We start from the raw sequence: 23,489 nt of genomic DNA, 5'->3' as shown, positions 1-23,489 counted from the left end.
GACAGAAACCGGCCGAACAGAATTTTAGCGCGCCGCCAGGATCTCTTTGAGGAAGGTGCCCGTGTGGCTCTTCTTGACGGTCGCGATGTGCTCCGGTGTTCCGGTCGCGAGCACGCGCCCGCCGCCGGACCCGCCCTCCGGCCCGAGGTCGATCACCCAGTCGGCCGATTTGATCACGTCGAGGTTGTGCTCGATCACGATCACGGTGTTGCCCTTGTCGACGAGACTGTTGAGCACCAGCAGGAGCTTGCGCACGTCTTCGAAGTGCAGCCCGGTCGTGGGTTCGTCGAGCACGTAGACGCTGCGGCCGTTCGAGCGACGCTGGAGTTCGGTGGCGAGCTTGACGCGCTGCGCCTCACCTCCGGAGAGCGTCGTGGCGCTCTGGCCGAGGCGCACATAGCCGAGTCCGACCTCGACGAGGGTCTTCAGGAAGCGGTGGATCGCCGAGATCGGCTCGAAGAATTCCGCAGCCTCGCTGATCGGCATGTCGAGGACCTCGGCGATGTTCTTGCCCTTGTAGTGAACGGTGAGGGTGTCGCGGTTGTACCGCGCTCCCCCGCAGACCTCGCACGCGACATAGACGTCGGGCAGGAAGTTCATCTCGATCTTGATCGTGCCGTCGCCGGAGCAGGCTTCGCAGCGGCCGCCCTTGACGTTGAAGCTGAACCGGCCGGGCAGGTAGCCCCGCGCCTTCGCCTCGATCGTCTCCGAGAAGAGGGTGCGGATCTTGTCGAACACGCCCGTGTACGTCGCCGGGTTGGACCGAGGGGTGCGGCCGATCGGGGCCTGGTCGACGTGGATGACCTTGTCCAGCTGCTCGAGCCCGGTGACCCTGGTGTGCTTGCCGGGGAGCTTGCGGGCGCCGTTCAGCCGGTTGGCGAGCACCCGGTAGAGGATGTCGTTGACGAGGGAGGACTTTCCGGAGCCGCTCACGCCGGTGACGGCGGTGAAGGTGCCGAGCGGGAACGTCACGGAGACCTTCTTGAGGTTGTTCGCCTCCGCCCCGATCACGTTGATCTGGCGGTCAGGGTCGATCGGCCTGCGCGTCTCAGGCGTCTCTATCGACTTGCGGCCGGCGAGGTAGTCTCCCGTGAGCGACTCCCGGTTCTCCAGGAGGCTCGCGTAGGAGCCGGAGTGCACGACGTGGCCGCCGTTCACGCCGGCGCCGGGACCGATGTCGACGATCCAGTCGGCCATCTTGATGGTGTCCTCGTCGTGTTCGACGACGATGAGGGTGTTGCCGAGGTCGCGGAGGGCGACGAGGGTCTCGATGAGTCGCCGGTTGTCCCGCTGGTGCAGGCCGATGCTCGGCTCGTCGAGCACGTAGAGCACCCCGGTCAACCCGGAGCCGATCTGCGTGGCCAGACGGATGCGCTGGGCCTCTCCGCCGGAGAGGCTCGCGGCTGCGCGGGCCAGGTTCAGGTAGTTGAGGCCGACCCGGATCAGGAAGTCCAGCCGCGCCTTGATCTCGCGGAGGACCTGGGCCGCGATCATGGCCTCACGGTCGGTCAGTTCGAGCAGGTCCATGAACGACCGGGCGTCCGCGAGGCTCAGGTTGCAGACATCCGCGATGCTGGAGCCGTGGATCAGCACGGCGAGGACCTCGGGCTTGAGCCGGGTGCCCGAGCAGACCGGGCAGTCGATCTCGCGGAGGTACTCGCCCCAGCGGGCCCGCTGGGTGTCGGACTCCGCCTGCAGGTACTGGCGTTCGATGTACGGCACGACGCCTTCGAAGCCGGAGGTGTAGCTCATCTCACGGCCGTAGCGGTTCTTCCACTTCACGCGGACCTCGAAGTTGTCGCCGCGGAGCACGGCATTCTGCACGTCGGGCGTGAGTTCGCCCCAGGGGGTGTCGAGTGAGAAGTCGAGGTCGTGCGCGAGGCCGTCGAGCAGCTTCTCGTAGTACTGGAAGAGTCCCTTGCCCTGGGTGGTCCAGGGCAGCACGACGCCCTCCGCGATGCTGAGCTCAGGGTCGCCGAGAAGGAGATCCTGGTCGACGGACATTCGCGTGCCGAGGCCGGAGCACTCGGGGCAGGCGCCGAAGGGCGCGTTGAAGGAGAAGGTGCGCGGTTCGATCTCGGTGAGCTGCACGGGGTGGTTGTTCGGGCAGGAGAGCTTCTCGGAGTAGCTCTGCCACGCCGCGTCACCCTCCCCGTCGACGTAGTTGATCTGGACGATGCCGTCGGTGAGTTTGAGCGCGGTCTCGAGGGAGTCGGTCAGGCGGCTGAGGAGTTCCGGCGCCGCGACGAGGCGGTCGACGACCACGGAGATGTCGTGCTTGAGCTGCTTCTTGAGCGTCGGCGGTTCGCTGAGCTGGATCTGGGTGCCGTCGACCATGGCGCGGGAGTAGCCGCCGGCGGCGAGCTCCTTGAACAGGTCGACGAACTCGCCCTTCTTCTGGGAGACGACCGGGCTCAGGATCTGGTACCGGGTGCCCTGCGGAAGTTCCATGAGCTGGTCGGCGATCTGCTGAACGGTCTGGGCCTGGATGACCTCGCCGCAGACGGCGCAGTGCGGCACTCCGATGCGCGCCCAGAGCAGGCGCATGTAGTCGTAGACCTCGGTGATCGTGCCGACAGTCGACCGCGGGTTGCGGTTGGTCGACTTCTGGTCGATCGAGACGGCGGGGCTGAGCCCCTCAATGAAGTCGACGTCCGGCCGGTCGACCTGGCCGAGGAACTGGCGTGCGTACGCGGAGAGCGACTCGACGTAGCGGCGTTGCCCCTCCGCGAAGATGGTGTCGAACGCGAGTGAGGACTTGCCCGAACCGGACAGTCCCGTGAAGACGACCAGGGAATCCCTGGGGATCTCCAAATCGACGTTGTGCAGGTTGTGCACACGCGCACCGCGGACACTGAGCTTGGACCCGGACGTTACCTTGGAAATTGACACCGTTCGAGTCTATTGAGTGCCACCGACACTCCTGCGCCCCGGACGCACGCCCTGAGCGAACAAACGTTCGAATTCCGACCGCGACGTTGGGCGGTTGTTGATCAGATGTGCCCGGCCTTCTCCATCTGGCGGAGTTCGCGTTTGAGTTCGGAGACCTCGTCCCGGAGCCGGGCAGCGAGTTCGAACTTGAGCTCGCCCGCGGCCTCGAGCATCTGGCCATTGAGGTCGGCGATGATCGACTCGAGGTCGTTGGCTCCGTTCGCGGCGATGCCGGTGCGGAGCGGGGTCGCCGCGACCTTGCGCCGGGCGTCGCGACCGGCGAGGAGCTCGGCGGTGTCGGCCTCTTCCCGCGCGAGGATGTCGGTGATGTCGGCGATCCGTTTGCGGAGCGGAGTGGGGTCGATGCCGTGCAGGGTGTTGTAGGCGACCTGCTTTTCGCGGCGGCGGTCGGTCTCGTCGATCGCGCGTTCCATCGAGGCGGTCAGCCGGTCGGCGTACATGTGCACCTCGCCGGAGACGTTCCGGGCGGCCCGGCCGATCGTCTGGATGAGGGAGGTTGCGGAGCGCAGGAACCCTTCCTTGTCGGCGTCGAGGATTGCGACGAGCGACACCTCGGGCAGGTCGAGGCCCTCCCGGAGGAGATTGATGCCGACGAGGACGTCGTACACGCCCGCGCGGAGCTCGGTGAGGAGCTCGACCCGGCGCAGGGTGTCGACGTCGGAGTGCAGGTAGCGCACCCGGACGCCGGCCTCGGTGAGGAAGTCCGTGAGTTCCTCGGCCATCTTCTTGGTGAGGGTCGTGACGAGTACCCGCTCGTTGAGTGCGACGCGCTTGTGGATCTCCTCGAGGAGGTCGTCGATCTGTCCCTTGGACGGCTTGACGATGATCTGCGGGTCGATGAGCCCGGTCGGGCGGATGATCTGTTCGACGATGCCGTCTGCGATGCCCATCTCGTATTTCCCGGGCGTGGCGGACAGGTACACGGTCTGGCCGACCCTGTCCTTGAATTCGTTGAACTTGAGCGGCCGGTTGTCGAGGGCGCTCGGGAGCCGGAAGCCATGCTCGACGAGCGTGCGTTTGCGGGACGAGTCCCCCTCGTACATCGCCCCGATCTGCGGGACGGTGACATGGGATTCGTCGATGACCATCAGGAAGTCGTCGGGGAAGTAGTCGAGGAGACAGTGCGGCGCCTCCCCCGGTGACCGCTGGTCGATGTGCCGGGAGTAGTTCTCGATGCCGGAGCAGAAGCCGATCTGTTCCATCATCTCGAGGTCGAAGGTCGTGCGCATCCGAAGTCGCTGCGCCTCGAGCAGTTTGCCTTCCCGTTCGAGCTGGCCGAGCCGTTCGGCGAGTTCTTCCTGAATGGTGACGATGGCCCGCTGCATGGTCTCGGTGCTCGCGACGTAGTGCGAGCCGGGGAAAACGGACACGGATTCGAGCTTGCGGACGATGTCACCGGTGAGCGGGTGCAGGCTGTAGAGCGCCTCGATCTCATCGCCGAACATCTCGATCCGGATCGCGAGTTCCTCGTACATCGGGATGATCTCGATGGTGTCGCCGCGCACCCGGAAGTGGCCCCTGGAAAAGTCGACGTCGTTGCGCTGGTACTGCATCGCAACGAACTTGCGGATCAGCCAGTCACGGTCGACCTTCTGGCCCACCTGGAGGGCGATCATGGCCTCCATGTATCCCTCGGGTGTGCCGAGGCCGTAGATGCAGGACACGGTGGAGACGACGACGACGTCGCGGCGGCTCAGGAGCGAGTTCGTGGTGGAGTGCCTGAGCCGCTCGACCTCGGCGTTGATCGAGGAGTCCTTCTCGATGAAGGTGTCCGTCTGCGGGACGTACGCCTCCGGCTGGTAGTAGTCGTAGTACGACACGAAGTACTCGATGGCGTTGTTCGGCATCAGCTCGCGGAACTCGTTCACGAGCTGGGCTGCGAGGGTCTTGTTGTGCGCGAGCACGAGCGTCGGGCGCTGCACCTGTTCGATCAGCCAGGCGGTCGTCGCGGACTTGCCGGTTCCGGTGGCTCCGAGGAGCACGATGTCGGTTTCACCGGCGTTGATGCGTTCGGCGAGTTCTTTGATCGCGGTCGGCTGGTCGCCGCTCGGCGTGTATTCGCTCACGACCTCAAAGGGATGTACGGATCGCGTGGGTTCCATCCCTCCAGTCTAGATTCGACCACCGACACTCTCGGTGCCGGCAGAGTTTCCGGCGCTCCGCACGCGTTCCCAGAGCGCGTCGACCTGTCGCAGGGTGTGTTCCAGGGTGCCATCGGTGTCGATCACGACGTCGGCGATCGCAAGCCGTTCGGCATCATCGGCCTGGGCGCGGATGCGCATGGCCGCGTCCTCCTGGCTCATCCGGCGCAGGTCGACCATCCGTTGCATCCGGGTCTCCGGAGTCGCCTGGGTGACGACGACGAGGTCGAACGGATGCTCGACGGCCGCCTCGACCAGAAGGGGTACGTCGTAGACGACCACCGCCGAGGGATTCGCGAGCCCGGCTGCACGAATGCGTGCGTTCGTGAGCGACCGCACTGCGGGGTGCACGATCGCGTTGAGCCTCGCCAGGGCCGCCGGGTCGCCGAAGACGATCGCGCCGAGTCTGGGCCGGTCCAGCGCACCGTCCGGTCCGACGAGAGCGGTGCCGAACTCCGCCGCGATCGCCGCCAGGACGGGGCTGCCCGGTTCGACGACCTCGCGGGCGAGGCGATCCGCATCGATGACGACGGCCCCGTGTTCCGTGAGGGCGCTCGCAACGGTGCTCTTGCCGGATGCGATCCCGCCGGTCAGTCCAATGAGGTACACCCCGGCAATGCTACCGATGTGGCCAGGGCGCAGAAAACCGGCCGGGCCCCGAAGGGTCCGGCCGGTTCTGGTGTTGCGGTGGAGCTGCGTGCTAGTTGTTGCTGCTGAGCTTCTCGCGCAGTGCGGCGAGTGCCTCGTCGTCAGCAAGCGTTCCGGCTCCGGCCGTCTCGCTCGAGAACGAGTTGCCAGCTGCGGAGGGAACGTCGCCGACGGCGATGATCTCGTCGTTCGCGGACGCGACCTGCTTCTTGTGGGCTTCCCAGCGAGCCTGGGCTGCAGCGTAGTCCTGCTCCCACTTCTCGCGCTGGTTTTCGAAGCCTTCGCGCCACTCGTTGGTCTCCGGGTCGAAGCCCTCGGGGTACTTGTAGTTGCCCTGGTCGTCGTACTCGGTGAGCATTCCGTAGAGCGCCGGGTCGAACTCGGTGCCCTCGGGGTCGACACCCTCGTTGGCCTGCTTGAGGCTCAGCGAGATGCGGCGACGCTCGAGGTCGATGTCGATGACCTTGACGAAGACCTCGTCGCCGACCGAAACGACCTGCTCGGCGAGCTCGACGTGCTTGCCGGAGAGTTCGCTGATGTGGACCAGGCCCTCGATGCCCTCTGCAACGCGAACGAACGCGCCGAAGGGGACGAGCTTGGTGACCTTGCCCGGTGCAACCTGGCCGATGGCGTGGGTGCGGGCGAAGACCTGCCACGGGTCTTCCTGGGTGGCCTTGAGCGACAGCGACACGCGCTCGCGCTCGAGGTCGACCTCGAGGATCTCGACGGTGACTTCCTGGCCAACCTCGACGACCTCGCTGGCGTGCTCGATGTGCTTCCAGCTGAGTTCGGAGACGTGAACCAGGCCGTCAACGCCACCGAGGTCGACGAACGCACCGAAGTTGACGATCGAGGAGACGACGCCCTTGCGGACCTGTCCCTTCTGGAGGTTGTTGAGGAACGTGGTGCGGCTCTCGGACTGCGTCTGCTCGAGCAGGGCACGACGGGACAGCACAACGTTGTTGCGGTTCTTGTCGAGCTCGAGGATCTTCGCTTCGATCTCCTGGCCCAGGTACGGGGTCAGGTCGCGAACGCGGCGAAGCTCGATGAGCGAGGCCGGCAGGAAGCCACGGAGGCCGATGTCGACGATGAGCCCGCCCTTGACGACCTCGATGACCGAACCGGTGACAACGCCATCGGATTCCTTGATCTTCTCGACGTCGCCCCACGCACGTTCGTACTGGGCGCGCTTCTTCGAGAGGATGAGGCGGCCTTCTTTGTCTTCCTTCTGGAGAACAAGGGCCTCGACCAGGTCGCCGACCTTGACGACCTCGGAAGGGTCAACGTCGTGCTTGATGGAAAGTTCGCGGGAGGGAATGACGCCCTCGGTCTTGTAACCCACGTCGAGGAGGACCTCGTCGCGGTCGATCTTCACAACGGTGCCCTCGATGAGGTCTCCGTCGTTGAAGAATTTCAGAGTCTTTTCGACCGCGGCAAGAAAGTCTTCAGCAGATCCAATGTCGTTGATGGCGACCTGCTTAGGTGCCCTATCGGTCGTTGCGATTGTCATGTAGTAGTTGCTCCAGGATGGACATAAGTCGGGCCATACGCGAACGGGTGGGGATTGTGGACTCCGCGCATGGCAGCGGATAGTTCGTCACAAACGTGACAGTCAAGCTTAGCTGTTTGCAGGGGCCACCGGCAACATCCGCTTGTCACGTCGTGTACGCGGAGAGACGTCAGGACAGCAGCGCCGCGCGGAGGGTGTCGAGGCCGACGCCGCCGAGGTCGAGGGCTCGCCTGTGGAAGTCCTTGATCGAGAACGCCGCACCCTCCCTGGCCGTGCTGGCGTCGCGGAGTTCCTCCCAGATGCGCTGGCCGATCTTGTACGAGGGCGCCTGTCCCGGCCAGCCGAGGTACCGGTTGACTTCGAACTGCACCGTGCTCTCGTCGACGTTGGCATTGCGGCGGAAGAAGTCGAAGGCATGCTCGGCCGTCCAGACGCCGCTTCCATCCGGCAGGGTCTTGCCGAGGTGCACGCCGATGTCGATCACGACGCGGGCGGCGCGCATCCGCTGGCCGTCGAGCATGCCGAGACGGTCGGCCGGGTCGTCGAGGTAGCCGAGCTCGCTCATCAGGCGTTCGGCGTAGAGCGCCCAGCCCTCTGCGTGCCCTGACGTGCCCGCGAGCTGGCGACGCCAGGTGTTCAGGATGCCGCGGTTATGCACCGCCTGTCCGATCTGCAGGTGGTGGCCAGGAACACCCTCGTGATAGACGGTCGACAGTTCGCGCCAGGTGGAGAACTCGGTGACGCCTGCCGGAACCGACCACCACATCCGGCCCGGCCTGGAGAAGTCGTCGCTCGGCCCGGTGTAGTACACGCCGCCGTCCTGCGTCGGGGCGATCAGGCACTCGAGCGCGCGGATCTCCTGGGGGATGTCGAAGTGACTCACCGACAGTTCGGCGACGGCGCGGTCGCTCGTCTCCTGCATCCAGCGTTGCAAGGCCGCCGTGCCGTGCAGGGTGCGGCTCTGGTCGGCGTCGAGGTGGGCGATGGCCTCCTGCACGCTCGCTCCCGGGAGAATCTGCCTGGCGATGCCCTCCTGCTCCGCGACCATCCTGGCGAGTTCCTCGATCCCCCACTCGTAGGTTTCGTCGAGATCGACAGCGGCCCCGAGGAACCGGCGGGACTGGAGCGCATAGATCTCCCGGCCGACCGCATCCGCCTCTGGCGCGGACCGTTCGAGCTCGTCGCCGAGGAATGCGGCCAGCGCGGAGTATGCGGCGGCGGCGGCGCGGGCGCCGGACCCGAGGTCGGTCGCGAGACTCGCGGGCAGGCTGCCCGTCACGGGACTCGCCTCCGCGGCGAGCGTGGCGAAGAAGCCCGTCTTCGCCGCGTGCCGGCGTGCCTGAACTGCGACCTCGCGCACCTGGCGCTTCGCGGGCATGATGCCTTCGCGGATGCCGAGGCGCAGGGTCTCGATGTAACCCGCGACGGCCTCGGGCACGGCGCCGAGCCGCGTGGAGATGGTGCGCCAGTCCTCGACGGTTTCCGTCGGCATCAGGTCGAAGGCCGCGCGGATGTCCTGCGCGGGCGAGGCGAGATTGTTCAGGTCCCGAAGCGGCAGGCCCGCATCGGCGCTCTCGACGCCGAGGGCGAGTTCGCTGCGCAGATCCGTGCGGGTGACCTCGTCGACCGCGTCGACGACGACAGCGGCATCGAGGCGCCTGATCGTTGCGAGAGACGCGAGGCGATGCCGTTCCAGGCCCGCCGGGGAGTAGTCGCCATACCGGTCGGCGCCCACGCTGCGGCCGATGTAGGTGCCGATCGTGGGATCGAGGTCGACGAGGGTGTCGACCCAGTCTTCCGCGATCGCATCAATCGCTGTGGGCGTACGCACGGTGTCTTGGCTCATGGACCGAGCCTAGATCACCGTACCGGCAGCGACACAGGGAGCGAGCCGGGACCTCAGTGCGCCGCGGCGTCCCAGTTCGCACCCCTGCCGACCTGCACGTCCAGGGGCACGAGCAGCGCAGCGGCGGTCTCCATCCGGTGCGTGACGACGGTGCGGAGAGCGTCCCACTCGCCGGGCGCGACCTCGAAGATCAATTCGTCGTGCACCTGGAGCATCATCCGGGACTCGAGGCCTTCCTCGAGCATGTCCTCCGCGATGTTGTTCATTGCGATCTTCATGATGTCGGCGGCCGAGCCCTGGATCGGGGCGTTGAGCGCAGCCCGCTCCGCGTTCTCCCTGAGCACGCGGTTGGAACTGTGCAGTTCGGGGAACGGGCGGCGGCGCCCGAAGATCGTCGCCGTGTACCCGTCGACCTTGGCCTGTTCGACGACGTGCCGCAGGTAGTCGCGCACGGCGCCGAACCGGGCGAAGTAGTCCGTGATGAGCTGGCGTGCTTCCTTCTGGTCGATCCGGAGCTGCTTGGAGAGGCCGAAGGCACTCAGCCCGTACGCGAGTCCGTAGGACATGGCCTTGACCTTGCTGCGCATCTCGTTCGTGACCTCCTCCGGCGTGACCCCGAAGACGGATGCGCCGACGAAGCGGTGCAGGTCTTCCCCGGCGTTGAAGGCCTCGATCAGCCCGGCGTCTTCGGAGAGGTGCGCCATGATGCGCATCTCGATCTGGGAGTAGTCGGCCGTCAGCAGGCACTCGGCGTCCGGGCCGGAGTGGAAGGCTGCCCGGATCCGCCGGCCTTCCTCTGTGCGCACGGGGATGTTCTGAAGGTTCGGATCGGCCGAGGAGATCCGGCCTGTGGCAGTGCCGATCTGCACGTAATTGGTGTGGATGCGCCCGGTCGCGTCGATCGCCTTGTCAAGGGTCTCGACGATTTGGCGGAGCTTGGTCGCGTCCCTGTGCTGCAGGAGGAGACCGAGGAAGGGATGCGGGTTGCTCGCCTGGAGATCGGCGAGGGCGCCGGCATCCGTCGTGTATCCGGTCTTGTTCGCGCGGGTCTTCGGCATGCCCAGTTGCTCGAACAGGACCTCCTGGAGTTGCTTGGGCGAGCCGAGGTTGACCTCGCGGCCGATCTCGGCGAACGCGCCCGCCGCGTACTCCGCCGCCCGCTCGCCGAGCTGGGCCGACAGGACGGACAGCTCCTCGTGTGACACGGCGACGCCGGTGAGTTCCATGTCGACGAGGGTCAGCAGGGTCGGCATTTCGATGTCGGTGAGCACAGACTGGGAACCCGGATCGAGCAAGGCCCCGAGCGCGGCCGAGAGCCGGTAGGCGTACCAGGCCTCGGTGGGCACGCCGCCAGACTCCGACTCGTCCGGCACCAGCTGGTTGGGGTCTGCGACAGGGAGCGTCTCGTCGAGGTAGCGGGTGACGAGGTCGGCGAGGGTCTTGTCCGGCCCGCCCGGGCGCAGCAGCCAGGCAGCTACGAGGGTGTCGGTGACGAGCCCACCGAAGCCGAGGCCACTGCGGCGCAGGGCCTTGAGCTGGTGCTTGGCGTCGTGCATGATCTTGGGCGCGTCGCTCGCGAGCCAGTCCTCGAAGGGCAGGTAGTCCGTGCGTCCCGGCTGCCACGGAAGGTTCACGGACTCCTCGAGCCCGGACACACCGAAACCGATCGCCTTGCCGTCCTGCACCTCGACCTGGAGGCCGAGTCCGCCCGGGTTGGCCGCTACGACCCGGGTGAGCCAGGCATCCAGCTCCTCGTCGAGAAGGTCCTTGGCGACCGGCGCGGAGGGCGCATCGTCACGCTCGACCGGCACGACGGTCGCGCCAGACTCGTCCGCGCCGCCCTCGAGCTTGATCACGCGTTCGAGCAGGTTCTTGAACTCGAGGCGACCGAAGACCTCGCGCACGGCGGCTTCGTTGATCGGGGCGCGGACGAGGTCTGGCAGTTCGACGGGGAGGTCGAGGTCGGTCACGAGCCGGTTGAGGCGGCGATTGCGGATCGCGTTCTCCTTCTGCTCGCGCAGGTTGTTTCCGACGACACCCTTGATCTCGTCCGCGTGTTCGAGGATGCCGGCAAGGCTGCCGTAGAGGCCGAGCCACTTGACGGCGGTCTTCTCGCCGACCTTGCTGATGCCGATCAGGTTGTCGCTCGTCTCGCCGACGAGGGCCGCGACATCGGGATACTGGGCCGGATCGATGCCGTATTTCTCGCGCACACGTGCCGGGTCGTACCGGGTGAGCGCCGAGACGCCCTGGCTCGCCGGGTAGAGCAGGGTCACGTTGTCGTTGACGAGCTGGATCGAATCCCTGTCGCCGGAGACGACGAAGACGTGGTACCCTTCCGCGGTTCCGCGGACGGACAGGGTCGCGAGGATGTCGTCCGCCTCGAAGTCTTCCTTCGTGATGGTCGTGATGTTCATGGCCGCGAGGGCCTCCTGCAGGAGCGGCACCTGACCTTTGAATTCCGGAGGGGTACTCGCCCGGGTTCCCTTGTATTCGGGGTATTCGCGGGTGCGGAAAGAGGCGCGCGAGATATCGAAAGCGACGGCGATGTGCGAGGGGTTCTCGGTGCGCAGCAGGCTCAGCAGCATCGAGATGAACCCGTGAATGCCGTTGGTGTGCTGGCCGTCCCGGTTCTGGAAACTGTCGACCGGGAGCGCATGGAACGCCCGGTAGGCCAGTGAATGGCCGTCGATGATCATCAGGGTAGGCTTTTCGGAATCCGACACACAGACAGCCTACAAGCGTCGTCCGACGGCGCAGGGCCCTATCCAAGGTGACCATGACCCAGAAGACCGAAGACGCCCTCAGCTGGGTGCAGCAGCGCGGCGGCGGGGCCCTCGCCGACAAGATGGGCATCGAATTCCTCGAGTTCAGCCTCGAGCGGGCGGTGGCACGGATGCCGGTGTTCGGCAATACCCAGCCGGCCATGCTCCTGCACGGGGGCGCCTTCGTGGTGCTCGGCGAGAGCCTCGGATCGATGTCCGCGAACCTGCACGCGGGACCGGGCAAGCTCGCCGTCGGCATCGAGATCAACGCGACGCACACCCGCTCGGCGACGAGCGGCTGGGTCACCGGCGTCTGCACGCCGATCCACCTCGGGCGCACCCTGACGACCCACTCGATCGAGATCGACGACGATCAAGGCAGGCGCTGCTCGACGATCCGGATCACGAACCTGATCACCGACCGCCCCGGCATCGCCTGATCTGTCACGCCCGCCGTGCACACACGACAAAGGCGGGCCCGGTCGCCATTGACCGGACCCGCCTTTCGTCTGTGCAGTGGTGCTACTTCTTTGCGGAGAGCTGCTCGATGATCGCCTGGGCGACATCGTGCATGGTGAGGCGGCGGTCCATCGACGCCTTCTGGATCCAGCGGAACGACTCCGGTTCGGTGAGGCCCATCTTCTCGTTGAGCAGGCCCTTGGCCCGGTCGACGAGCTTGCGGGTCTCGAAGCGCTCGACGAGGTCGGCGACCTCGGCTTCGAGGGTGATGATCTGGCTGTAACGGGACAACGCGATCTCGATCGCGGGCAGCAGGTCGTTCGGGGTGAACGGCTTGACGACGTATGCGAGTGCGCCGGCTTCCGTCGCCCGCTCGACCAGTTCCTTCTGGCTGAACGCGGTGAGGAGCACAACCGGGGCGATGTGCGCCTTGGTGATCCGCTCCGCGGCCGAGATGCCGTCGAGGTGCGGCATCTTGACGTCCATGATCACCAGGTCGGGTCGCAGCTCGGTCGCCAGGGCCACAGCGGTTTCGCCGTCGCCGGCCTCGCCGACGACCTCGAATCCGGCGTCACGAAGGATTTCGACGATGTCGAGACGAATGAGGGACTCATCCTCGGCCACGACAACACGGCGAGGAGGTACTGGGGTTGAATCTTGGTCGGTCACGGGTCAAAGCCTACGGTATTCTGAACCAGGTGTTGTGAGCCGGTGTGGCGGAATGGCAGACGCGGAGCACTCAAAATGCTTTGTTCGAGAGGACGTGTGGGTTCGAGTCCCACCACCGGTACCAACACAGGTCAGTCATGACGCGGAACTCGGGCGAATCAGGCGCCGGTGGCCCACACGTGAAGCTCCGATTGCGTGATCGAGGCGGTCTGCGACGGCGTCCAGGTCGTCGTCGTCAAAGAGGTCTTCTGCATCAGCCAGGTGGCGACTAGTCCCGTTTCGCCAGTCTTGCCGAGGTATCGTGTGCGCATGGCTGACCGCATCGGAACTCTCGTCATATTCGGAGCGGGCGGGGATCTCTCAAAGAGGTTGCTTCTTCCGGGCCTGGGCCAGTTGCTCAGTAGCTCCCGGGGCTACGATCTTCGCCTGATCGGTGTGGGATCCGATCCCATGACGAGTGCGCAGTGGCGTTCCCGTGTCGTCGAGTCCTTCGCCGCAGGGGGATCCGAGAGCGCCCGGTCTGCCAGGGTGGCGAACAACTCGATATACCTCCAGGCCGACGTGACGAAACCAGCTGACCTCGCTCGCGTGCTTGCTGCCGCAACGGGCACACCGGCGCTCTACTTCGCTCTGCCGCCGAACGTGACGATTCTCTCGATCGCTGCACTGGGGAAGGTCAGGCTGCCTAAGAACACCGTTCTCGGGATGGAGAAACCGTTCGGCACCGACTTGCGCAGCGCCCAGGCGCTCAATAGGCGGCTCGTGAGGCTTCTGCCAGAGAACCACATCCACCGGGTGGACCACTTTCTGGGAAAGTCCACGGTGCTCAACCTGCTCGGCCTCCGTTTCACCAACCGCTTGTTCGAGCAGGTCTGGAGCGCAGAGCACATCGAGCGAGTGGATATCGTCTTCGACGAGACCCTTGGCCTCGAGGGTCGCGCCGGGTATTACGACAAGGCGGGCGCCCTCGTTGACATGATCCAGAGCCACCTGCTTCTCGTGATGGCGCTCACTGCGATGGAGCCCCCGTCGAGTCTGGACGCCGACGATCTGCGCGGATCAATGGCCCAGGTACTCCGCGCCACCCGCGCCTGGAAGGGCGACCCGGTAGCCAGCAGCCGCCGTGCCCGATACACCGCCGGCACAATTGACGGGCGAAGACTTCCCGCTTACGTGAAAGAGACGGGCGTGACTCCCGAACTCGACACCGAAACACTCGCGGAGGTGACCGTCGGGATCGAGAACTGGCGTTGGGCCGGCGTTCCATTCCGACTTCGGTCGGGAAAAGCCATGGCCGACCGCCGCCAACAGATCGTCGTAACTTTCAAGGATGTACCGCACCGGCCCTACGGCTTCACCGGCAACCCCGGTCCCGCGCGGCTCACTATCTCGCTCACCCCGGACAGTATCGATCTCGACCTCAACATCAACGGCGAAGATGATCCTTTCGCTCTCGACCGGGTCAATCTTCAGGTGCAATTCGCCCAGGGAGAACTAGGCCCGTACGGCGAAGTACTGCACGGAATCCTCTCCGACGACCCCACCCTTTCGGTGCGTGCAGACGCGGTGGAAGAGTGCTGGCGCATTGTCACTCCGATCCTCTCCGCCTGGCGCAAAAGCTCCGTACCTCTCGACAACTATCGAGCCGGCTCCGCCGGGCCAACCACCTGGCGCTAGAAAAACTCCTCCCGTGGTCGGCCTCGTCCGGGGTTCCCAATCCGAACCGCACGGGGGATGATCGAGCCAACACCTCGAGCGCGAACACTCACCGTTTGACATTGTCGCGGAGGAAGAAGGCACCGATGGGGGTCGCCACACCAGGAGACCAGCCGCCAGCGCGCCTGGGACCGCGTAACGATCCGCCGGTGCGGCTGCCCGCTCGGCGGCCGTTGCCGGTCTACGCGTTCGATCCGATGTCAACTCGACTGAGCGGCCGATTTTTGACGGTCGATGTTCCGTTCGAGCGCGATTTGGAGCCGGGACCATCGGGCCGGCTGGTGCAGGTCGTCGACTACGACGCGGCTCGCGATGTCTGGTATCGGCCGGTCGATCTGAATGATCCGGCGATCCTGGCCCAGGGCGGGCTTCGTCCGTCCGAAAGCGATCCGCGCACCCACCAGCAGGTTGTCTACGCCGTCGCGATGAGCGTGATCGAACGGTTCGAACGTTTCGGTGGGCAGCGTTTCCGCTGGCGGGGCGGGCGGGAGTTGCGGATCGTGCCGCACGCGTTTGAAGGCCGCAATGCGTTCTTTGATCCAACGCGGCGTGCGGTGCTCTTCGGCTACTACAAGGCCGACGAACGCGATCCGGGATCGAATCTGCCCGGCCAGGTGATGTTCACGTGCTTGAGCGTCGATGTTGTGGCGCACGAAGTGACGCATGCGATCGTCCATCGCATCCGCAAGTACTTCTCGGAGGCATCGAATCCGGATGTGTTCGCGTGGCACGAGGCATTCGCCGACCTGGTGGCGCTGTTTCACCACTTTCTCTTCCCGGACGTGGTGGCTGAGGCGGTGGCCAACTCGAGCACAGACCTTCGGGAAGGGTCGGCATTGCTCGACCTGGCGCTCGAATTCGGGGAGTCGACAGGCCGCGGTGCGGCGCTGAGGTCGGCCATCGGGTCGCCGCGCACGCCGGACGCGTTCCTGGCGGCGACCGAGCCGCACGCGCGGGGGGCGTGCTTCGTGGCGGCGGTCTTCGACGCCTACCTCGACACCTATTTGAAACAGATCAACGATCTGCGCCGGCTGGCAACCGGCGGAACCGGAGTCCTCCCACCAGGGGCCTTGCCAACCGACCTGGTGAAACGGGTGACGGTCGAGGCGATCCGGAACGCAGACCGTATCCTTGGGATGGTCGTGCGGGCTTTCCAATACCTGCCGGTGGTCGACGTGACGTTCGGGGACGTGGTCCGCGGTATCGTGACGGCCGACCGGGCGCTCTACCCGGATGATGCGATGCGTTTGAGGACGAACCTCGTGGAAGCTCTGCGGCGGCGCGGGATCTATCCGCCGTCGGTGTCCTCGCTGACAGAAGAAGCATTGACCTGGCCGGGGCCGGCGGATCCGGCACTCAGCCTGACCCGCGGGGCACACAGTGTCGACTTGGCGCCCCTCATCCTGGAGGCGACGCAGAACCTCGACTTGGGCGGCGAGGCGTCGACGACCATCACCGGAGCGGACGCGGACCCGGAGATCGAGGGGCCGGACAAGTCGGATGCACGGCCACGGGTATCCACTCGTGCGCGACCCGCGGTGCCGGCGGTTCCGGCGGTTCCGGCGGCACAGTCGGGAGCCCTGAAACCGGCGCCGGCGACGACAGCGAATTCCGCGACGGTCGTGGCGCTCATCGAGTGGGGCAGGTATCACGCGTACGAACTCGGCCTGGATCCGGACCTCCCTCTGGAATTGGTGGGCGTGCACGCGGTGTTCGTGCAAGCATCCGACCTGCAGCCCCGGCCGATCGTGGTGGCGCAGTTCGCGCAACGCCATCAGGAGCTCGAAGACCAGTCCCTGCCCGCGGGTAAACGCATGGCGATCCGAGCGGGAACGACGGTCATCGCCCGCGTCGACGGGCAAGTCGTGCACGTGGTGGCCAAGCCACTTCCCTTGTCGAACCCCGATGCGTTGACGAAGCCGGAGACATTCACCGGGAAACCGGACGCGGTGCGAGCGTTCGCGGAATCGAGTGCTGCGATCGGTGCGAAGCGGGCGAAAGCGCTGCAGGCGTGGAGCGACCACGTGACGTCGGCGGATGCGCTCGCGGCCTGGACCGACCAGCCCTCGCTGCTTCGCATGACGTTCGCGTCTCTCCACGCCGCAGAGGAGGTCCCGATGCCGAAAGTCGTGCCCCATGCCTGACCAGACGACCGTTGCCGTGCGGATGTACAACGTTGGCTTTGGTGACTGCTTCCTGGTCACGATCACACGAGGTCTACAGGTGTGGCGGATGCTCGTCGATTGCGGTGTGCACAGTCAGGGCCGCGCGACGATCAACGGTGTCACCCGGGACATTTCCGATGTGGTCCACACGGTCATCGCGGACCTCACAGCGGTTGCCGCTGCCGGCTCTCCCCCGCACCTCGACGTTGTCGTCGCCACCCACCACCACCAGGACCACATCAGCGGCTTCGCGGTCGACGAGTGGACCAGCGTCGATGTCGGCCAGGTGCTGGTCCCGTTCGTGGAGGACACGAGCGATCCGGCTGCCCAGGCGCTGCGCAATTCACTCGTGTCCACAGCGACCCAGATCCACGGTTTCATCGAGGCGAAGGCCCAGACGAACTCAGGGGATCTGCCGGCTCCGCTGGCATTGGCCAGCGCCCTGGCAGCCAACTCGATGGGCAACGCGAAAGCAACCGACCGGCTGCTCAGCCGCAACGGCACCCAGTTCAAGAACACGCCGCCGGTCATGTTCGTTCCCAACCGGGACCCCGCGAAGAACGTGATCGCCGTGCCCATCGAGGGGGTGAGCATCCACCTGCTCGGCCCGTCGCGCGATCCGAAGCAGCTCGCGTTGATGGACCCGCCGGTGTCAGCACAGTGGCTGCAACTCGATCCCGACCAGCACCCCGACGACGACGACGAAACACCGACCATCTTCGATCCGATCTATGTAGTGGCGGACGAGGACGTCCAGTCGATCCCTTCGGAGCTGAGGGACGCGCGCGCCTCCCTGCGCCTGACCCAGCTCGGCACCGACGACGACGCGCTGCTCGACGCAGCGGCCGTTCTCGAACGCTCCGTCAACAACACGAGCGTGTACTTCGTGCTCGACGTGTCCGGGATGCGGTTGCTGTTCGTGGGCGACTCGCAGGAAGGCGCCTGGGAGCACGTGCTCGACGACCCCGTGTCGAAGGCTCTGGTCAGCAGTGTCGCGTTCTACAAGATCGGGCACCATGGATCGCACAACGCGACTCCGAAGCCGTTCGTTGAGTCCGTGCTCGGGCAGGGGGCCTATGCGATGCTGCCCTGGGGACTGGTCAAACAGTGGGAGAACACCATTCCCAAGGCAGAACTTCTCACGGCCCTGGCTCAACTCAACACGCATGTGGTTCGAGCGGATGCGCCAGTCGCCGCGCCACCGGCTGTAGTGGTGGACCCGGGACTGCTGTGGAGTCAGGTGACCTTCACGGTGTAGTGGGTCGGGTCGCTACGGCCGCTGGCGCGGGATGCTCCGTAGGCGCCGGAGCGGACTCGATCGGATTGGCGGCTCGGACCGGGACGGGCGCGAGGTCGATCCAATTCGGGTCAGCCCACTGCACGCCCGATGGGATCCGCGTTTCATAGAGGCCCGGGGCCTCCATACGGGGCCTGACGCTGGAGTGGATGAACGCGTTCGCCGGGATCGGGCGTGTTCGGTCGATAAAGATCTTCCACATCCAGCTATTCGCGTGCACGGTTCCGTCGGCGCTCAGCTCAGTGACGGTGCACGCTTTCGCGTACGGACCAGGTTCAACGAGCATTCCCTCCTCAAGGGCGCCCTCGACGATCCACTTGAGGGTGACGTTCGAGAGGCGCGGGTCGTCCTCGAAAGTGCCCCCGACATCCGTGTGCACACCCGCGAACCAGACCTCCTCAAGCTGGGACTGAGGGGACGGCGTGACGAGGTATTCGCGGAAGGGTCGGCGCTTCTCATCGATCGACACGGCATGACGCACGCGCACATCATTGTCCAGCTTGCGCGTATAGGGCCATTTGATATCCCATTTGAGGAATCCAGCCGCCTTCACCGTGTCGAATGCGCCGAGGTACGCGACGCGCACGGTACTCCGCCCGTTGACTTTGCGGGCGAAGTTCTCGGAGAACTCGTCGATTCCTGCCCAGAATGCCCTCGACGCGACAGTCTGCGGGGTGCGAGGTGCGGCGTTCGTGGGGGTCTTCCCGCTCGGGGTGGTGACGCCGTCCTTTCCCTGGGGACGGTCATCCTTGCTGCGCTTGGTGAACTCGGAAACTGCATAGGGCACGAGGTTCTCCGAGCCGGCATGAAGAAGGCCGATCGTGCGCAGCATGCCTGATAGAGCGCGGGCGGTGTATGCGCCGCGGCTGAATCCGAACACGAAGATGCGGTCACCCGGATTCCACTCCCGCATCAACCATGTGTATGCCTCGCCCAGGTTCTGGCGAAGCCCATTGCCGAACGCAAGCCCGCCGACGCGCGAGAGCCGACGCGCGAGCGGACCCCACGAGGCCGACGACGAGAATGTGCCCACCCCCGGGTCGTAGTAGGCGATCTGTTTCGTCGGGTCGGTGAGGTCGAGCATCCCGAACACCTTGATGACGTTCGAGTCACCCCGTGCTCGCGGCTGGGCGCCCGTGCCATCAAGACAGATGACCAGATTCCTAGCCATGAAGTTCCTCCCCTGGCTCGCGTAGCGGTATCAACCGGACGGGTAACAAGATAGCCGTGGTTTGAGCGCAGTTACCAGAGCGATCACGCGGGATGGGTGCAGCGGGACCGTGCTTTCGAAGTGCCCGGCATTCCCCTCCGTATGAATGTTCGCCTCCGCCGCTCGCCATTCCTGATCGGGATCAACGGAACCTGACCGGCTCTGACCGTCGTGCAGCGAGCCAGAGCACGTCGCGGCCAAAGGATTCGAGGAGCAGGACGAGCGCCAGCGCGACGAGCAGGGCATCAAGACCGGGGAGAAGCCGTGTCGCGGCCGTCGCCAGGGCGATGCCCTGCACGGCCGTGACGACCTTCCGCCAATACCGGGATGGCAGCTGCCGGCGGAGCCAGGGAAAGATCCACCCGGCGATGACGAAGAGGTACCGCATGGTGCCGATCGCGAGGACCCAGGTCCCCAGGTTCTTCGACACATAAACGCTCAGCACGAGCAACAGGAACGCATCGACTTCCATGTCGAACCGCGCGCCCAGCTCGCTCGTGGAGTTCGTGTGCCGCGCGACCCAGCCGTCGACGGCGTCCAGGACGAGGGCAGGCACGACGAGGGCCATCATCAGGGTGGTGGGAACCGGCGCGACGAACGATGCAACGACGATCCCGCTGATCATCCCGACGAGCGTCGACCGCACGGCCGTGACACGGTTCGCTGGTCCAAATCGTGTCGAGTTTCTGCTCCGTAGCCCGCGCACGAGCAGGGCATTCGACACGACCAGGTAGCTGAGGGCCACCAGCCAGCCGACAGCGGGCGCCCACGACCGGTCCCAGGACCCAGCGGCAAGGCCGAGGACCGTCGCGGCCGCCGTCCCCGCGATTGCTGAGGAAATCGGCGCGAATTGAACTCTGCGCATCCCTGTCTCGTTTCTTTGTTAACTCATCTGTTAAGACGGCGCTCCGGCATAAATCGTTCACGAACGGGAGGGACTGTGGTCGAGTCATCCGCATTCTGGGTGGAGTCGCCCCACGTCGGGGTGCTCCGCCGGGAAACCGTGCCGAAACCCGGCGATGGAGAGGTGCTCGTAAGGACCCTCTACACCGGGGTCAGCCGAGGCACGGAGATTTCGGTATTCAGCGGACACGTCCCGCAGAGCGAGTTCGACCGGATGCGTGCCCCCCCCCACCAGGACGGTGAGCTTCCGGGCCCGGTCAAATACGAATATCTGAATGTCGGCGTCGTAGACCAGGGACCCGAATCCCTCGAGGGCCGGATCGTGTTCACGCTGTTCCCCCACCAGTCAGCGTTCGTCGTCCCCGCCGATGCGGTCGTGCCGGTTCCCGTCGGGATACCGGCACGTCGCGCCGTGCTCACGGGCGCGGTCGAAACAGCCATCAATGTGCTCTGGGATGCTCGTCCACTTATCGGCGACCAGGTGTCCGTCATCGGCGCCGGCATGATCGGGTGTTGTGTCGCACGACTGCTCCGCGGCATCCCCGGGGTCGAGGTCACTCTGATCGACGTCAACCCAGCGCGCCAGGTGGTTGCGGATCGACTGGGCGTGGGCTTCGCCGACGTCGCGCGGCCGCCGGGTGACCGGGACATCGTAATCAACACGAGCGGTTCGGCCGCCGGGTTGCAGCTCGCCCTCGAAACAGTGGTCACCGACGGCGAGGTCCTCGAGGCGAGCTGGTACGGCGATCGCCCGGTCACGCTCATGCTGGGCGCCGACTTCCACTCGCGACGATTGACGATCCGGTCGAGCCAGGTCGGAGCGGTGGCGGCGAGTCGCCGGGGAAACCGGTCGAGGCGTGAACGCCTGGAGCTGGCCATGCGGCTCCTGCACGACCCGGCCTTCGATGCCGTGCTGACCGGTGAGTCCTCGTGGCGCGACCTTCCCGAGGTGATGGCGAGCCTCGCCCGGGGGGCTCCGGATGTCCTGTGTCACACCATCACGTGGGGAGAACCAAAATGACGTACACGGTCACGGTCCGCGATCATCTGATGATCGCCCACAGTCTCACGGGCGACGCCTTCGGTGCTGCCCAGCGACTCCACGGAGCCACATTCATCGTCGACGCGACCGTCGCGTCGGGCGGCCTCGACGCCAACGGTGTGGTCGTGGACATCGGCAGACTGGCGAGCGCGCTCGCGGAGATCACGGGGGCGCTCACGTATCGCAACCTCGACGAAGACCCGCGGTTCCGGGGCCGGAACACAACCACCGAAGTGCTCTGCACAGCGATCGCCGATCTGCTGGCCGAAGGGGTGAAGGCAGGGTCACTCGGCCCCGTTCAGCAGCTGGACTCCATCACGGTCACGCTCCATGAGTCACACATCGCGTGGGCAAGCTACACGAGGACGGCATGAGCATGTCCGCCGAACGTCGGGTCTCCTTCTTCGTGCCCGCAGCGATCGACGACCCCGCCAGGGTCAGCGGTGGCAACGTCTACGACCAGCACGTTCGCGACGGGCTCCGACGCAGCGGCTGGGAGGTGCACATGGTTCCGATCCCGCCGGATGACGGCATGCTCACGGGCCTGACCCTGTCGAGGCTGCCGGACGGTGCCCTCGCCCTGGTCGACGGCCTGATCGCCGCACGCGAATCGGTGGCATTGGGCCTCCAGGCCACCCGGCTCCGGTTGATCGTCCTCGCGCACATGGTCACGGCCGACAGCCGTGAACGAGACGCATTCCGGGCTGCGAAACGCATCATCGCCACGAGCGGATGGACCCGGTCTGAGATCATCACGCGTCACTCCCACGCGGCCCACGACGTCGTCGTCGCTTACCCGGGAACGGATCCCGCCGCCACGACGAACGCTTCACCAGCAGGCGACCGGCTGCTCTGCATTGGCGTGGTTGCCCCGCACAAGGGCCAGGACCTGCTGATCGGCGCCTTGGCGCACCTCACCGACGTTGACGGCTGGACGTGCACCTTCGTCGGATCACTCGACGGTGCACCAGGTTTTGTCGACGAGCTGACGCGCGCCCGTCACCGGGCACGCCTCACCGCCAGGGCACCGTTCAGGGGTGCTCTGGTCGGAACACGGTTGGACAGCGCATACGCCAGGACCGACCTTGTCGTCGTGCCATCCCGGTACGAGAGCTTCGGAATGGTCGTCGCAGAGGCCCAGGCCCGCGGCATCCCCGTCCTGGCCTCCCGTATCGGTGGCATTCCGGAAGCGCTCTCGAACGAGTCGGCGGGGATCCTCGTCGCGCCGGAGGATCCGCGGGCGCTCGAGGTCGCGCTGCGCCACTGGTTAGCCAGTCCGGCACAGCGGTCGCAGCTCAAGGCAGCCGCCGTGGCGGCCAGCAGACGGGCCAGGCCGTGGAGTGCGACGGTAGCCGCCATTGCGTCAACGCTCATCGAGGTGGCATTCCGTGAAACGGCGGTTTCCCCATGACCGGCATTCCCCTGGTCAGTCCGGACTGGCTGGCGCTGCGTGAACCGGAGGACGCAGCTGCGCGCTCACGCGATCTTGCGCTCACCGCCGCCGCCAAAATCCCGGATGGACCGGTGATCGTTCACGATCTCGGCAGCGGGACCGGTTCGATGATGCGCTGGCTCGCTCCCCTCCTCCCCGGTCCGCAGACCTGGATCCTGCACGACTGGAATCCGGACCTGATCGAATCGGCCATCGGCAGGATGCGTCCGCGGGACGGGAACTCGGCAGCGATCTCCGTTCTCGCCCGACCGGGGAACCTCGCCGACCTGCGGGCATCCGACCTTGAGGGTGCGTCCCTCGTGACGGCATCCGCCCTGCTCGATGTGCTGACCTCCCACGAGACCCACACCATCGTGGACGCCTGCGTTGACGCCAGCTGCCCCGCTCTTCTCACCCTCAGCGTGACAGGCCGGGTTCGCCTGAGCCCACGGGACCACCTCGACGCGGCATTCGAGGAAGCCTTCAACGCACATCAACTTCGACTGGCAGACAATCGCAGGCAGCTCGGTCCGTATGGCGCGCCGATTGCGCGCGGACTGTTCACACAGGCCGGCTGGGAGGTGCGCCAGACCGCCACGGAATGGCTGCTCGACCACAGCAGGCACCGCCTGCTCCTCGACTGGTTCTGCGGATGGGTGGACGCCCGCGTTCCTGTCCGCGGCATCCGTCGCCGTCGTCGCGCTCGTCGTCGTGATCGTCGTGATCGAGGACCG

At 65.9% G+C, this 23,489-nt stretch carries 18 protein-coding genes and 1 tRNA gene; 9 read left to right on the top strand and 10 right to left on the bottom strand.

Features of this window, described 5'->3' with window-relative positions:
* Window positions 1-24: 24 nt before the first annotated feature.
* From uvrA to polA, 6 genes are all read right to left on the bottom strand, one after another.
* Entirely contained in the window at window positions 25-2,892 is a 2,868-nt protein-coding gene (gene uvrA, locus QN345_RS01600; RefSeq protein ID WP_134448698.1) for an excinuclease ABC subunit UvrA, read from the bottom strand.
* Window positions 2,893-2,993: 101 nt separating this feature from the next.
* On the bottom strand, window positions 2,994-5,054 hold the full coding sequence (gene uvrB / locus QN345_RS01595) for an excinuclease ABC subunit UvrB (protein WP_322189704.1): 2,061 nt from the start codon (window positions 5,052-5,054) through the stop codon (window positions 2,994-2,996).
* A gap of 9 nt (window positions 5,055-5,063) precedes the next feature.
* On the bottom strand, window positions 5,064-5,702 hold the full coding sequence (coaE, locus tag QN345_RS01590; RefSeq protein ID WP_134448700.1) for a dephospho-CoA kinase: 639 nt from the start codon (window positions 5,700-5,702) through the stop codon (window positions 5,064-5,066).
* Between the two features lie 91 nt (window positions 5,703-5,793).
* Complete coding sequence (gene rpsA, locus QN345_RS01585) at window positions 5,794-7,251, bottom strand: 30S ribosomal protein S1 (protein WP_134448701.1); 1,458 nt, start codon at window positions 7,249-7,251, stop codon at window positions 5,794-5,796.
* A gap of 169 nt (window positions 7,252-7,420) precedes the next feature.
* Window positions 7,421-9,097 (bottom strand): DUF885 domain-containing protein, encoded by a 1,677-nt coding sequence (locus QN345_RS01580; protein WP_134448702.1) that lies wholly within the window; start codon window positions 9,095-9,097, stop codon window positions 7,421-7,423.
* 53 nt (window positions 9,098-9,150) lie between these two features.
* Window positions 9,151-11,823: a DNA polymerase I gene (gene polA / locus QN345_RS01575; RefSeq protein ID WP_322189705.1), complete on the bottom strand. Its 2,673-nt coding sequence runs from the start codon at window positions 11,821-11,823 to the stop codon at window positions 9,151-9,153.
* Window positions 11,824-11,876: 53 nt separating this feature from the next.
* Here polA and QN345_RS01570 point away from each other — a divergent pair, with 53 nt between their 5' ends.
* Window positions 11,877-12,302 (top strand): hotdog fold thioesterase, encoded by a 426-nt coding sequence (locus QN345_RS01570; protein WP_134448704.1) that lies wholly within the window; start codon window positions 11,877-11,879, stop codon window positions 12,300-12,302.
* 82 nt (window positions 12,303-12,384) lie between these two features.
* On the opposite strand, the gene QN345_RS01565 is transcribed toward QN345_RS01570, so the two are convergent.
* Complete coding sequence (locus QN345_RS01565; RefSeq protein ID WP_134366651.1) at window positions 12,385-12,990, bottom strand: ANTAR domain-containing response regulator; 606 nt, start codon at window positions 12,988-12,990, stop codon at window positions 12,385-12,387.
* Window positions 12,991-13,028: 38 nt separating this feature from the next.
* Here QN345_RS01565 and QN345_RS01560 point away from each other — a divergent pair.
* Window positions 13,029-13,114, top strand: a tRNA-Leu gene (locus QN345_RS01560).
* A 34-nt stretch (window positions 13,115-13,148) separates the two neighbouring features.
* On the opposite strand, the gene QN345_RS01555 is transcribed toward QN345_RS01560, so the two are convergent.
* Window positions 13,149-13,301, bottom strand: a complete 153-nt coding sequence (locus tag QN345_RS01555; protein WP_323508377.1) for a hypothetical protein — start codon at window positions 13,299-13,301, stop codon at window positions 13,149-13,151.
* On the opposite strand from QN345_RS01555, the gene QN345_RS01550 reads away from it, so the two are divergent.
* The 3 genes from QN345_RS01550 (at window position 13,300) to QN345_RS01540 (ending at window position 18,129) form a co-directional block, all read left to right on the top strand.
* Entirely contained in the window at window positions 13,300-14,667 is a 1,368-nt protein-coding gene (locus QN345_RS01550) for a glucose-6-phosphate dehydrogenase (RefSeq protein WP_323508376.1), read from the top strand. The genes QN345_RS01555 and QN345_RS01550 overlap by 2 nt on opposite strands.
* A 125-nt stretch (window positions 14,668-14,792) precedes the next feature.
* On the top strand, window positions 14,793-16,850 hold the full coding sequence (locus QN345_RS01545; RefSeq protein ID WP_322189708.1) for a hypothetical protein: 2,058 nt from the start codon (window positions 14,793-14,795) through the stop codon (window positions 16,848-16,850).
* Entirely contained in the window at window positions 16,843-18,129 is a 1,287-nt protein-coding gene (locus QN345_RS01540; RefSeq protein WP_323508375.1) for a hypothetical protein, read from the top strand. Before QN345_RS01545 ends, QN345_RS01540 begins: the two co-directional genes overlap by 8 nt.
* Here QN345_RS01540 and QN345_RS01535 read toward each other — a convergent pair.
* Together QN345_RS01535 and QN345_RS01530 are read right to left on the bottom strand one after the other, a co-directional pair.
* On the bottom strand, window positions 18,119-19,339 hold the full coding sequence (locus tag QN345_RS01535; RefSeq protein WP_322189709.1) for a DUF2235 domain-containing protein: 1,221 nt from the start codon (window positions 19,337-19,339) through the stop codon (window positions 18,119-18,121). The two genes, QN345_RS01540 and QN345_RS01535, sit on opposite strands and share 11 nt — an antisense overlap.
* A gap of 181 nt (window positions 19,340-19,520) precedes the next feature.
* On the bottom strand, window positions 19,521-20,243 hold the full coding sequence (locus QN345_RS01530; RefSeq protein ID WP_134448708.1) for a CDP-alcohol phosphatidyltransferase family protein: 723 nt from the start codon (window positions 20,241-20,243) through the stop codon (window positions 19,521-19,523).
* Window positions 20,244-20,318: 75 nt separating this feature from the next.
* On the opposite strand from QN345_RS01530, the gene QN345_RS01525 reads away from it, so the two are divergent.
* The 4 genes from QN345_RS01525 to QN345_RS01510 all read left to right on the top strand — a co-directional run.
* Entirely contained in the window at window positions 20,319-21,302 is a 984-nt protein-coding gene (locus tag QN345_RS01525) for a dehydrogenase (protein ID WP_323508374.1), read from the top strand.
* The gene (locus QN345_RS01520; protein WP_134448710.1) at window positions 21,299-21,697 is read left to right on the top strand and encodes a 6-pyruvoyl trahydropterin synthase family protein; all 399 of its coding nucleotides are present in this window, start codon (window positions 21,299-21,301) and stop codon (window positions 21,695-21,697) included. The genes QN345_RS01525 and QN345_RS01520 overlap by 4 nt, the downstream gene beginning before the upstream one ends.
* A gap of 2 nt (window positions 21,698-21,699) precedes the next feature.
* Window positions 21,700-22,734: a glycosyltransferase family 4 protein gene (locus QN345_RS01515; protein ID WP_166787346.1), complete on the top strand. Its 1,035-nt coding sequence runs from the start codon at window positions 21,700-21,702 to the stop codon at window positions 22,732-22,734.
* On the top strand, window positions 22,731-23,489 hold a 759-nt coding region (locus tag QN345_RS01510; protein WP_323508373.1), incomplete at its 3' end, for an SAM-dependent methyltransferase. The genes QN345_RS01515 and QN345_RS01510, both read left to right, overlap by 4 nt.

It is taken from the genome of Cryobacterium sp. 10I1 (assembly GCF_035019805.1).
In the GTDB taxonomy this organism is placed as follows: Bacteria; Actinomycetota; Actinomycetes; order Actinomycetales; family Microbacteriaceae; genus Cryobacterium; species Cryobacterium glucosi.
Note: the sequence above shows the minus strand (reverse complement) of the source record. Positions and strands in the feature narration are given on the sequence as shown.